Source organism: Mucilaginibacter terrae (assembly GCF_031951985.1).
Taxonomy (GTDB): domain Bacteria; phylum Bacteroidota; class Bacteroidia; order Sphingobacteriales; family Sphingobacteriaceae; genus Mucilaginibacter; species Mucilaginibacter terrae_A.
On sequence record NZ_JAVLVU010000001.1, the window covers coordinates 2,582,139 to 2,595,281 of the forward strand.

Annotated in this window: 11 protein-coding genes; 4 read left to right on the plus strand and 7 right to left on the minus strand. The window is 44.8% G+C overall.

What is annotated here, in order from left to right:
• Nucleotides 1–95: 95 nt before the first annotated feature.
• Nucleotides 96–827 carry a LytR/AlgR family response regulator transcription factor gene (locus QE417_RS10855; RefSeq protein ID WP_311949876.1) on the minus strand — a complete coding sequence of 244 codons (732 nt, stop codon included), beginning with the start codon at nucleotides 825–827 and terminating at the stop codon, nucleotides 96–98.
• 255 nt (nucleotides 828–1,082) lie between these two features.
• On the opposite strand from QE417_RS10855, the gene QE417_RS10860 reads away from it, so the two are divergent.
• Nucleotides 1,083–1,799, plus strand: a complete 717-nt coding sequence (locus QE417_RS10860) for a DUF4932 domain-containing protein (RefSeq protein WP_311949878.1) — start codon at nucleotides 1,083–1,085, stop codon at nucleotides 1,797–1,799.
• Nucleotides 1,800–2,171: 372 nt separating this feature from the next.
• Here QE417_RS10860 and QE417_RS10865 read toward each other — a convergent pair whose 3' ends face one another.
• From QE417_RS10865 to QE417_RS10880, 4 genes are all read right to left on the minus strand, one after another.
• On the minus strand, nucleotides 2,172–3,359 hold the full coding sequence (locus QE417_RS10865; protein WP_311949879.1) for a class I SAM-dependent rRNA methyltransferase: 1,188 nt from the start codon (nucleotides 3,357–3,359) through the stop codon (nucleotides 2,172–2,174).
• Nucleotides 3,360–3,416: 57 nt separating this feature from the next.
• A complete protein-coding gene (locus QE417_RS10870; protein ID WP_311949881.1) occupies nucleotides 3,417–3,746 on the minus strand; it encodes a hypothetical protein in 330 nt (109 codons plus the stop codon).
• Between the two features lie 91 nt (nucleotides 3,747–3,837).
• Nucleotides 3,838–4,329, minus strand: a complete 492-nt coding sequence (locus QE417_RS10875) for a DinB family protein (RefSeq protein WP_311949883.1) — start codon at nucleotides 4,327–4,329, stop codon at nucleotides 3,838–3,840.
• Between the two features lie 66 nt (nucleotides 4,330–4,395).
• Complete coding sequence (locus tag QE417_RS10880) at nucleotides 4,396–5,340, minus strand: helix-turn-helix transcriptional regulator (RefSeq protein ID WP_311949885.1); 945 nt, start codon at nucleotides 5,338–5,340, stop codon at nucleotides 4,396–4,398.
• A 209-nt stretch (nucleotides 5,341–5,549) separates the two neighbouring features.
• Between QE417_RS10880 and QE417_RS10885 the strand changes: the two genes are divergently transcribed.
• Nucleotides 5,550–8,384, plus strand: a complete 2,835-nt coding sequence (locus QE417_RS10885; protein WP_311949887.1) for an outer membrane beta-barrel family protein — start codon at nucleotides 5,550–5,552, stop codon at nucleotides 8,382–8,384.
• Nucleotides 8,385–8,403: 19 nt separating this feature from the next.
• Nucleotides 8,404–9,177, plus strand: a complete 774-nt coding sequence (locus QE417_RS10890) for a GLPGLI family protein (RefSeq protein WP_311949889.1) — start codon at nucleotides 8,404–8,406, stop codon at nucleotides 9,175–9,177.
• Between the two features lie 158 nt (nucleotides 9,178–9,335).
• Here QE417_RS10890 and QE417_RS10895 read toward each other — a convergent pair whose 3' ends face one another.
• The gene (locus QE417_RS10895; RefSeq protein ID WP_311949890.1) at nucleotides 9,336–9,602 is read right to left on the minus strand and encodes a hypothetical protein; all 267 of its coding nucleotides are present in this window, start codon (nucleotides 9,600–9,602) and stop codon (nucleotides 9,336–9,338) included.
• A complete protein-coding gene (locus QE417_RS10900) occupies nucleotides 9,583–10,113 on the minus strand; it encodes an RNA polymerase sigma factor (RefSeq protein ID WP_311949891.1) in 531 nt (176 codons plus the stop codon). The genes QE417_RS10895 and QE417_RS10900 overlap by 20 nt, the downstream gene beginning before the upstream one ends.
• Before the next feature lie 158 nt (nucleotides 10,114–10,271).
• Here QE417_RS10900 and QE417_RS10905 point away from each other — a divergent pair, with 158 nt between their 5' ends.
• Nucleotides 10,272–12,878, plus strand: a complete 2,607-nt coding sequence (locus QE417_RS10905; protein WP_311949892.1) for an MGH1-like glycoside hydrolase domain-containing protein — start codon at nucleotides 10,272–10,274, stop codon at nucleotides 12,876–12,878.
• The last annotated feature ends 265 nt before the right edge of the window (nucleotides 12,879–13,143 follow it).

A 13,143-nucleotide genomic window follows, 5' to 3' on the forward strand; every position in this document is an offset into this window, starting at 1 on the left:
CTACTATTATAAGAGATTTTCAAGCAATAATTGTATTTACAATGTTAATTTAGACAATCATCTGCTCCTCTCAACAGCGAAAGTAGAAATGCCTCCTAATCCTCCCGTATTACTTTATAAAACTCATCACGGTAAGTTTCGCCTATCGGGATGGAAGTATCGCCAATATAAACAGTATGGCCATCTATCATCCGCACTTTATTTACCGATACTATATATGATTTGTGCACCCGGTAAAACGGCGGACGGGGCAATTGCTCTTCCAGATCGCGCAGGGTTTGGTAGGTAATAATGCGCTGACCGGGGGTAAATACCGATACATAGTTTTTCAATCCTTCAATATATAGTATCTCGTCATAACCAACCTTTAGATACTTGTTTTTGCTTTCACCCTTTATAAATATATAGTTGGGAGAGGTTTCGGGGAGCGGTGGAGCCGGGGGCGGATTTGTAGGAGCGGTATTACTTGCCGGCTGCAATACATTAAGTGCCTTTTGTGCCGCCTTTAAAAAACGGTCGAACGGTACCGGTTTAAGTAAATAGTCTACTACGTCATGTTCATAGCCTTCCAGCGCATATTCGGGGTAGGCCGTGGTGAGGATAACCTTACACTTGCTGCCGCAAAGTTTCAAAAACTGTATGCCGGTTAAATCGGGCATTTGTATGTCGAGAAAAACCAAATCGACACCACCCTGCTGCACCATGCCTAAAGCGTCGATGGCGCTGGTAGTGGTACCGGCCAGTTCAAGAAAAGGAACTTTGTTAATATAGTCGGCTATAATTTTAACGGCGTAAGCTTCATCATCAACCGCAAGGCAACGTATCATGGTGGTAAATATACTATTTGAGGAATGTGTTTTCCCCACCAAACGGGTAAAGTTGGGGAAATATTAACCATCGCATAATACTCGCTGATTGTTGTTTGAGGTTTTGGCACGAGGCAGAATGTGTATTTTTGATAGCGTAAAGGCTGTTTTTGGTTTATTTGTTGTTTTTGTTTAGTTGATGGTATAACAGTTGCCTATTACTTATCAAACAACAACAAATTAAATTCAACAACTCATTAATACCCCCTGATCGATATGAAAACTAACTTTACCTTCGCCGCCATCATCCTTTTCGCTGCTGCTTTCTTTACCAGCTGCCAAACTCAAAATGTTGCTTCCCGCTTTACTTCTAAATACGCTAAAGCAAACGCAGGTAAAGTATACGCCCAGTCATCAGAAACCGTAGAGTTAGGTTATGCCATGTTAGCCTTAACCGATTTTGCTCAAAACGATACCAATATTGTTGACCATAACTCAGATTACTATGCTGAGGTAATGAACAAATTCGCTTCATTCAAAAACTCAAAAGGTGTACAGCAGCTAAATGCCCAGTTAAGCCGCAACCCCGGGTTAGCCAAAAGCTATGTAGAAGGCTTGTACGCTTTCCAGATGAATAACGGCCGTTTCGGCTTAAAAGCTGATTACCGCATAGACTTAAACAAAATTGACTTTAAACGTTACGGTGCTTTGTTAGAAAATTTCTACAAAGAAGCTGCTTTCCACAGCTTTTACATGCAGCACGAAGGTATGTACAATGGAATGGTAGCAAAAGCTAATAACGAGTTCACTTTAGCTGCAGCACAAAAAACAGTAAATGCTCAAGGTTACCACATCGTAGTATCTCCATTAGCTAAAGGCACTACTACCATGGCTATCAAAGGCCATGCTTATACCGAAGGTGTGATCTTTGCAGGTATCCAAGCCGAAAAAACTCAAAACACTCCTGCTCAGGTTTTAGCCAGCAGAGAATAAGTATTATCGCAGGGTTATCCTGCTAACCAAACTCCCCAAGCCCCTAATTAAGTTTTCATATGTAAGTGTTACGGTCGCCTGATGTTCAGGCGACCGTTTTTTGTAAGTAGTGAACTCATCGCAGACGAGCGGCCATTTTTTTGTTATTTCGTCATTGCGAGGTGGAAAGGGGAAAGTGCATAGGGTACCGAAGCAATCCGGGAGTTTAATAGCACAGGCTCACGTGTCGGTAGTGCCTTAATATACTTTTTGCAAGCAACTACCGGATTGCTTCGACGGCCACGCTCTACCCACTTGTGTCTCGCAATGACGTAGTGGAGGAAATGGTGTAAAAGCTAATCCAAAATCGAACATCCGACTTCCGAAATCAATTTAAATTACTCTGCACAACAAGCCTTTTAAATACTCGCCCTCCGGGAAAGACGACCTTACCGGGTGATCTTCGGGCTGGCAAAACTGGTGGATGAATTGTACCTGCTTGCCGGCATCAAGCGCGGCCCAGGCCAGTACTTGTTTAAAGGTATCAATATCCATAGCGCCCGAGCAGGAATAGGTGGCCAGCAAACCGCCTTTATTGAGCAATAGCATCGCTATGCGGTTCAGGTCTTTATAGGCACGCGAGGCACGGTCTAAGGCCGAGCGCGATGGCGCGTATTTAGGCGGATCGAGTACGATAATATCGAACGTTTCACCTTCGTCTTTAAAGCGGCGCAGTTGTTTGTTTACGTCTGATTGTATAGAATGATGCTTTGCCTCGTTGAGGCCGTTAAGCACGATGTTCCTTTTGAGGGTATCGATAGCCAGTGCCGAACTATCAACACTGGTAACTGATGCCGCACCGTGCTTTAAGCTATTGAGGGTAAAGCCACCGGTATAGCTAAAACAGTCGAGCACTTTTTTACCGGTTGCATAATTAGCAACCAGCATACGGTTATCGCGCTGATCGCAGTAGAAACCCGATTTTTGTCCTTCGGCTATGTTGATGCCGTAGGTTATACCGTTCTCCATTACCTCAACCAACTCGGGCGGCGGGTTGCCGGCCAATACTTCGTTGGCGGTTTCCAGGCCTTCGTGCGCACGCGATGAAGCATCGCTTTTATCATATATACCTTTAGGTTGCAACAAGCGCTGCAACTCATCAATAATAACGGCAATATTGTTTTGTATACCTGAGGTTAATATTTGTACCGATAGGTAATCGGCATATTTGTCAACGATCAGTCCGGGCAAATAATCGGCTTCGCTGAATATGAGGCGGCAGGTGTTAGTTTTACCATCGGCCAGTACAAAGTTGCGGCTATCCACAGCGATACCCACTTTTTGGCGAAACCAGTTATCGTCAATAGCTACGCTTTCGTCCCACTCCAGCAGGCGCAGTGCTACGCGCGATTGATCGTTATAAAATCCCCAGGCCATAAACCGGCCCTGTACATCAAGCAGTTTAACTACATCGCCATTGGCAGGCTTGCCCTTAACCTGCTCTATTGCCCCCGAAAACACCCAGGGGTGACGTTGCAATACCGCCTTCTCTTTACCTTTTTTCAGGATAACCTCAAACATGCGGCAAAGATACCATTTTGACGGTAAACGTAGCTTTGCCCTTTTAAAACGTACCGTTTACACACTGAATCGCTGCAAATGCTCATCAAGATTTTGATAAATGCCCGCGTCGGTATTATCGGCGTTTTGTTTTACACTGCTAATAAGCCTTTCCTTTTCCTCATGAATAGCATTGTGTTGCGGCGATGCGCTTTTGCTGATGGCCTTGAGTATCTGGTCGGCAAATGATTCGGGCGAGAACTGGTGGGCAGCGGTTACCTGTAATATGGCTATGCAATGGGTGAGCATTTGGCTAAGACTAAGTTTACCACGACGGGGTTTGCTCTGTGCGGTGAGGTTGTTAATGCGGCTTATAATATCGGTATGGTTGTGTTGTAGCGTTTTCATGGTGATGGTTGTTAACCCCCTCTAAATCTCCCCCGGAGGGGGAGACTTGAAGAAGTATTGTTCGAGATAACATTTTGGCAAAGGGGAGAGTTTACATCTCATCAGCGCTTGGCCCGTAAGAACCGGGGATCGGAATATCCAGCAGGCGCAGGAATACACCTAATTGTGCACGGTGATGGCTCATTTGACCGAAAGCCATGCGGATAACCTCATACTTGGTGCGTTTACTGATGACGTGATCGCCGTTACGGAGGGTCCAGATTTCAGAATATTGGCCTTCGGTTGCCTGTGCTAATTGGGCTGTACCGTTGGCAACTGCGCGGTCAAAGGCATTAAGTAACACACCGTTATCGTTTATTACTTCTTCTTTCCAGTCGTTGTTAGCAAAATCGAGCTCGGCGGTAGTGAGGGCCATAGCTATCCAGTTGGGCAAATCGGCAATGTGGGCGGCCAGGCGGCGCACGGTCATACTTTTGGGGTGTGGTTGCCAGTCGTACTTATCTTCAGGTACAATTTCTAAAAATTTGCGGGTAGTTTTAGTTTCCTCGTCAAGCTCTTTTAAAAGCAATGGGGTAATATTCATGGTGATTGTTTTTTTGTTTGATACAAATAAACCACCACGTAGTGACAACCCTATGTCAGCAGGATCTTACAGTTTCAATAAAACTTTATCAATAACTTCTTTTGCCTTTTCGCGCAAAATTTCGGGCTCAATAATGGTGGCATAATCGGCAAAAAACAAAAACCAGCGGGCAAAGCCTTCCATAAAACCAGTTAAAAAGGTCATTTCTATTTCATCGCCTAAATCAACTTCGCCTACCAGGCCGTGATACAGTTTTTCGTCTCCCAGGTGAAGGGACATTTTTTTATCAACCCGCAATACCACCTTGTGCACATCGCGCTCGTGGTAACTATTATCAATGTAAGTTTTGAGGGCAGGGTGCTGCTTTACTACGTTCTCATCCGTCAACTTAACATCCAGCATGCGGTCGAAACGAAAATCGCGATAATCGTTCTGCATACGGCAAAAGCCTATAAGATGCCAGTAGCGGTCGAGGTAAAATACGCCTACCGGTTCCACACAACGCTCGGTATGTACCTGCCGGTAGTACGAAAAATATTTAAGGCTTACTACTTTCTTTTCGGCAATGGCTTTCAAAATAGGCTGCATGGGGTTAACCCCTTCATGCAATTGTGTGGTGCGGCGGCTTTTTAGTACTTCAACCCGGCTGTCTATCCCGGCTAAATAATCTTTTTCGGCATTACGTAAAACGGCACGCACCTTATACATGGCCGATTGATAGCTGCCGCTGTTTACCTCATCGGTTAGCGTTTCCACCAGCTTTTCGGCAGTAAACAGGGCAGTGGCTTCTTCAAGGGTAAAGGCAATGGGGGGCAAACGATAGCCATCGGCCAGCGAGTAACCAGTCCCGGCTTCGCCAATTATGGGTACTCCGGCCTCTTCAAGTGTACGGATGTCGCGGTAAACGGTACGCAAACTAATGTCAAACCTATCGGCTATAAACTGTGCCTTAACCACCCTGCGCGATTGCAACTGAATTAATATGGCCGATATGCGGTCGATGCGATTCACGCAATAAAATTAATGAATTTATAGCTGCAGCTAATTTTATTTTGCCAACACTGTAACATCTGCAATTTAATCGCGTCTATCCTGTTGAGTAAGCGATATACTTATAAGCCAAAGTTTCTTGTTAATTAATGTTAAATTTCGTGTTTAAACAAGAAAGGCCTTTGGTGACTAAATTTTTAGTTATATCTTGATCGCCGAAACCTTATTTCATGAAATACACCCTGACCCTCCTCTTCGCATTGCTTGTTGGTAAGCTTGGTTTTTCGCAAACCACTTACTCGGTAAAAGGCTCCGCTGCCGATACCATTGCCAATGTAAAACTGGTAAATGCCACCATTTCAGTTCTTAACGCCAAAGATTCAACCCTGCGTGGTTTTACCCGCGTAGCCCCCGACGGTAGTTTCTCGATCACTAAAAAACTCGGGAAAGGCAAGTTTATCCTTTTGGCTACCTACCCCAAGTATGCTGATTATGTGGAGGAGTTTACGCTCGATTCGGCTCATACCACGCGCAATTTTGGCCGCATAAGCATGATCCTTAAATCAAAATTACTCGAAGGCGTAATTGTAAAAGGAACCCGCGCCGCTATTAAAATTAAAGGTGATACTACAGAGTATAATGCGTCAAGTTTCACTGTGCAACCCGGAGCCAAGGTTGAAGATCTGCTTAAGCAACTGCCCGGTATACAGGTTGACAAAGACGGCAAAATAACCGCACAGGGCCAGGCTGTACCCAAAGTACTGGTTGATGGCGAAGAGTTTTTTGGCGACGACCCCACCCTGGTAACCAAAAACCTGCGTGCCGATATGGTGGATAAAGTACAACTATACGATAAAACCAGCGACCAGGCTGCCTTTACCGGTATTGATGATGGCCAAAAAACCAAAACCATCAATATTAAACTTAAAGAAGATAAAAAGAACGGCTATTTTGGCAAGGCTGATGCCGGTTTAGGAACCAAAGATTTTTACTCGGGCCAGTTGGCAGTAAACAAATTTGCCGGTAAAGAAAAAATGTCGGCCTATGGCACATTGGCCAATACGGGTAAAACCGGTTTAGGCTGGGAAGATGCCAATAAATTTGGTACTTCGAACAATAACGTGGAAATTTCGGATGGTGGTATTTCTATCTTCTCCAACAACAGCGATGATATTGAAGGCTGGGGTGGCCAATACAACGGCGAGGGTTTTCCAACAGCCCGTGCAGGTGGTTTACACTATGATAATAAATGGAGTGGTGATAAGCAAACCATTAACGGGAACTACAAAATTGGTTCGTTAAACGTGGTGGGCGACCGAAGCAATTTAACTCAAAACAATATTGCCGGTAATACCCCGGGAGCTGATTTTATCAACTCGCGCTCTACCTCCAATTTCCGCAATTATATTTTTCGCCAAAAGCTGGATGGTGCTTATAATTTAAAGCTTGACAGCCTATCGAACCTGAAACTTACGTTTGATGGTACCTTTAAAAATACTGAAACCGAGAACACTACCTTGTCGCAAAGCGATAGGTCGTCGGGTTCGAGGTTAAACAATAACATTAACAGGCTTAACACCAAAGGAGATCAAAAAACCTTTAATTTCAGTGCGTTATACACCAAAAAATTCAAAAAAGTGGGCCGCACGCTATCAGTTAGCCTGAGCGAGTCATTAGACCGTGTGGACAATGAAGGCCAGCAATACGCCAGATTAGAGAGTTTCAATGAAACCGGCACACCAACCGGCAACGAGCTAACAGATCTGGAAAAATATACGGATGTAAAATCGAACATGGTAACCACCAGCGTTACTTATACTGAACCGTTAAGCAAATCATCTTCTATACTGGCAAGTTACGGCTTAAACGTAAGCAACAGTGATGCCGACCGCAGAGCCTTTGGGCAATCAACACCGGGAAGTGGTAATTATGATGTATTGGATACCCGCTTTAGTAACCACTACCAGTTAGACCAGTTAATTAACCAGGCCGGAGCGGTATTCAATTACAAAAAAGACAAAACCACCTTTAACTTCGGCACTAAGGTTGGCTTAGCAAACTTTAAGCAAGAGGATATGTACACCGGTAACAAGTTTACCCGTAACTTTTCTAACTGGAACCCGCAGGCCAGTTACCAGTACCGTTTTTCGCAGCAAAAATCATTCAGGTTTAACTACAATGGTAACACCCGCCAGCCAAGCCTCGATCAAATTCAGCCCATACGTAACAACAACGATAATACCACCATTATTGAGGGTAACCCTAACTTAACGCCATCGTTCAATAACCGTTTCCAGGCTACTTACAACTCGTACAAAGTATTGAGTAACCGCTCTATATGGCTTAATGGTTCGTACTCATTTACCTCAAACCCAATCGTAAGCAACTCTGATTTTGATAGCAGCACCGGTAAAACCACCCGCCGCTATTCAAACCTGGCATCTGAAACCCCTACTGCTTTTAGCATAAACGCCCAAATGGATAGTAAGGTTAAGTTTTTATTTGGCATAAACGTAGGTATAAACGCTTATGCAAGCGGTAACACCTCGTTTAACAAAGTAACCCGCAATACTATTGAGCAAACCAATCGTTCGCGCTCAAATACTTACCAGGTTGGCTTAAATATTTCTCGCTATGTGGAAAAGAAATTTGATTTCTACGCCAACTTTGGCCCTACCTACAACACCAGTGTATCATCGTTAAACCCTAACACTAACAACAACGGTAAAGGCTTTAACGGCTTCCATTATTTAAACGTTTACCTGCCCGGTAAAATTCAAATAGGTGCCGAAGGCGAGTACCAATACCGCGCCGCTACCGAAACCTTTAATGAAAGCTTTAGCCGTTACCTGTTAACCGCATCTATCACTAAGTCTTTCTTTAAAGAGCAAAACCTTAAAATTAAAGCCAACTGTAACGATGTATTTAACCAAAATCAGGGCTTTAGCCGTAATATATCGGGTAACTACATTACCCAAAACAATTACACTACTATTAAACGCTATTTCCTGTTCTCAATAATTTACGAGTTTAACAAAATGGGCGGCGGTGCACCTAAACAATAACCTTTAGCAATACTCCATCATGAAGATCAAAAATATTATAGCAGCACTTGCACTTACGCTCATTAGCGGCAGTATAATGGCTCAAAATGCTCACTTTGCCGAGAGTGGAACCATTGAGTACGAGAAGACAATAAACATGTGGGCCATTATGAAAAAGCGGATTAATAAAGACAACGAGAGCTATATGCAACCGGCTTATGAATCGTACCGTAAATCGCAGCCACAGTTTAAAAAACTCACCAGTACATTAACTTTTGGCGATAATAAAACCATGTTTGTGCCTAAGCCTGATGATGGTCCGCAAAACTTTTGGGGAGCGGTAATGGTAGCGCAAAACAATACCACGGCATCTGACCTGAGCACCCAAACCAGCGTTATCCAGAAAAAGGTTTACGAAGAAACCTTTTTAGTAAAAGACAGCATACGCGCCATTAAATGGAAAATAACCGACGAAACCCGCGAAATTGCTGGTTTTGCATGTCGCCGGGCCAATGCAGTTATTATGGATTCTATTTATTTGGTTGCCTTTTATACCGAGGAGATAGCCGTATCGGGCGGGCCGGAAAATTTTAGCGGTTTACCAGGCATGATATTAGGCTTAGCTATGCCTCACGAAAATATTACCTGGTTTGCTACTAAGGTAACTGATGTAGCTATTCCTCCGGCTAAGCTGATAGCACCAACCAAAGGCAAAACAGTTAACAACAAACAACTACGCGCCACACTTGATGAAGCCATGAAAGACTGGGGCGAGTATGCGAAGGACGAGTATAAGGCGTTTATGCTCGAATAAGCAGGCTCCATAACCGAGCTTGCTCGGCACCACTCTCTTATCCCTAATGTCATTTCGAGGTACGAGAAATCTTTTCGAGGCGGTCAGGTGATCAACCCGAAAAGATTTCCCCTTCGTCGAGGTGACATTTTTATTTTCACGACATCCCCCTAAGCGTTTTACCTAAACAACCTCCAAATCCTTTCTCTAAAACTTATATACTCCGGCGCAATAAAGAACTTTTCTTCTACCGCCTTTATCTGCTCTTTTAATTGTTTGCGTCCGCGCATTTGCACCAGTACATGTACCTGGTATTGCCATTGCAGGGTTTGGTGCAACGCAGGGTTGAGCACAAATCGGGCATCCATCAGCAGCTTGTCTTGGGGAGCCAATTGTTTGAGCAGGTAAAGATCTATTTGCCGGCTATCACTCACAGAAATCTTCATAAACCAGGGATTTTTCTTTCACTTTATCGCGTACTTTTTCTAAACATTTGTGCTTTTGCACCGTGGCCGACCGCTCGCCCGAGAGGCCGAAACGTTCGGCTATCTCCCGCATATTTTGCTTATCGTAATAAAAGGCCTGCAGCATGTCCATGCAACGCTGCCCGGCAGCTTCAAGATAACGCAGTAAACGTTTGGCCGATGGAATGAGGGGCGCGTCGTTTGGTATATCAGTATAATTCAGCACATCATCGCTCAATAACCCCTGCTGTTTTTGGCGGTAATGATACCACAGGTGTTTGGTGATGCCTAACAGGTAAGCTTTTTCGTTACGCGGAGCATTGGTGTTACCGGCAATAGTTTTTTCGTAATAGATCACCAGCGCATCCTGAAATAGATCTTTAGCTTCATCCAAACTGCCACCCTGCTTGCTAATGTACCTTGACGCTGCCGGGAAAGCATCAAGGTACAGCCGGGTAAGCCATGCCTCATGATTAATCGTATTTGCTTCCATAGTGATACCCTTATTAAGTAAGGTGTGCAATTAATACAAGGTATCACCTAAAATTGGCATAAATATCTGCAAAAAGTAAAACGTGCCATTTTAACTACTTTGTAATAACACCGGCATTTTAAAAACCTATATTGCGATAACTGTTTCAACATATGCCTATGAATGCTGAACAAATTCGCCTGCAAGAACATTATGCAGGTAAAAATAACTGGCTTAAATGGGGGCCGTACTTATCTGAACGCCAATGGGGAACTGTACGCGAAGATTATAGTGCCGACGGTAATGCCTGGAACTACGTAAGCCATGATGCCGCCCGCAGTAAAGCCTACCGCTGGGGCGAAGAAGGTATTGCCGGTATAAGCGATGATTGCCAGATACTCTGCATGAGCCTTGCCCTATGGAACGGCAAAGATCCGATATTGAAAGAACGCCTTTTCGGGCTTACCAACGGAGAAGGAAACCATGGCGAAGATGTTAAGGAGCTATATTACTACCTCGACAGCACGCCTACGCACAGCTACTTAAAAATGCTGTACAAATATCCGCAGCAGGCATTTCCATACAAAAAGCTGGTTGAAGAAAACCGTGGCCGCAGCAAACACGAGCCTGAGTTTGAACTGATCGATACCGGCATTTTTGACCATGACGAGTACTTTGACGTTTTTGCCGAGTATGCCAAAAACAACGAAGAGGATATCCTCATACGCTATACCATACATAACCGTGGGCTGGCCGACGCAGAGCTACACATCCTTCCGCAAATTTGGTTCAGGAATACCTGGCTGGCCGATGGTAACGCAAGGCCGGAGATACTTTCGCAAGGCAATAACACCTTATTTCTGCGTTGCCGGGAACTGCATGACTACCATTGCTATGCCGATGGCAATGCCGAATTGCTTTTTACCGAAAACGAAACCAATAATGAACGTTTATATAATTCGGCAAACAAAACCGCGTATGTAAAAGATGGTATAAATGATCGCGTTGTTAGTAATGATCTAAATGCCGTTAATACTAATGATATAGGTACCAAGGCGGCTTATTGGTATAAACTAAATGTACCGGCTAAAGGCAGTGTTACCATTAAATTACGATTGAGCCAAAATAAACAAGCTGAACCCTTTGCCGGGTTTGATGATATTTTTAATACCCGCATGGCTGAAGCCGATGGTTTTTATACACCATTGCATGGCGAAAAAGCAACAGCCGATGAAAAATTGGTGCAACGCCAGGCTTGGGCGGGCATGCTGTGGAGTAAACAGTTTTACAGTTACAACCTTAAACGCTGGCTCGACGGCGACCCCGGCGAACCTGCCCCCCCGCGCAACCGGCGCACCGGCCGAAACAATCACTGGCAACATTTTGTGGCCGAAGACATTATTTCGATGCCCGATAAATGGGAGTACCCGTGGTTTGCCGCCTGGGATCTGGCCTTTCATTGCATTGCCTTGGCTCCGTTGGATGCCGGCTTTGCCAAAAACCAATTGAAACTGCTGGTGAGCGCCAATTACATTCATCCAAACGGGCAACTACCTGCCTACGAGTGGGATTTTGGAGACGTAAATCCACCAGTGCATGCGCTGGCCACATGGGAAGTTTTTGAAATGGAGCGCAAAGCCACCGGCACCGGCGACCTGGCTTTTTTAGAAGAAGTCTTCCAGAAACTCACCATGAATTTTACCTGGTGGGTAAACCGCAAGGATAGTGAAGGTAATAATATATTTGAGGGCGGCTTTTTGGGATTGGACAACATAGGTGTTTTTAACCGCAGCGCTCCGGTACCCGGCGGCGGCTTTTTAGAACAGGCCGATGGCACCAGCTGGATGGCCATGTACTCGCTCAACATGATGCGCATTGCCATGGAACTGGCCCTGCATAACAATGCCTACGAAAGTATGGCCATTAAGTTTGCCGAACACTTTTTATACATAGCCGGCTCACTGGCCGATATGGGCGAAGACCTGACCGGGCTTTGGGACGATGAAGACGGTTTTTATTACGACCTGTTGCGCCACCCCGACTGCACCTGGGACCGCCTGCGTATACGTACCATGGTGGGCTTGATCCCCCTGTTTGCGGTTGAGGTTTTTGAAGAATCTAAATGGCAAAACCTGCCCAACCTGGTAAAGCGGCTCGACTGGTTTATGAAGCAGCGTCCCGATCTGGTTAATTTGGTTAGCCGATGGAAAGACATACAGGGTAATCAAACCCACTTATTTTCATTATTGCGCGGTCACCGCATGAAGTTGCTGCTGAAACGGATGCTGGACGATAAAGAATTCTTTTCGCCCTACGGCATTCGTTCGGTATCTAAAGTATACGAGGATCAACCCTTTCAATATTGGCTTGGCGGCGAAGATTATTCGGTAAAATACACTCCTGCCGAAAGCGACAGTAACATGTTTGGTGGCAACAGCAACTGGCGCGGCCCGGTTTGGATACCGTTAAACTACCTGCTGGTCGAATCGCTATACCGTTTTCACGAGTATTACACCGATGATTTTAAAGTTGAATGCCAGGCAGGTTCAGGTAATTACGCTACCCTTGCTCAAATTGCCGGTGAGTTAGGCAATCGTTTAAAATCCATTTTTTTATGTAACGATAAAGGCGAACGCCCGGTTTTTGGCGGTCACCCCAAGTTGAACCATGATGAGCATTTTAAAGATTACATTCTGTTTCACGAGTATTTTCATGGCGATAACGGCAAAGGTTTAGGCGCAAGCCATCAAACCGGGTGGACGGGATTGGTGGCGTTGTTAAAGTAGTGGAGCGGGGATGAGAAAGCGAGAGAACTTAAACCACACGTCATTGCGAGACAGAGGGGACAGCAGCGGAGCCGTCGAAGCAACCGCTGCACATTCATAAGCAACTTTGTGTTTGTGCTTTAATTTCATGTAGTGCCCTGGTAGCACAGGGACGTACTTGCCGTAAGCCAGTGGATGTTACTTTTCTATTATACAAAAGAAAAAGTAACCAAAAAGAAAACTTGTGGCTACGTTTATTTGCTACGTTAGTGCTGTGCTTTTACTT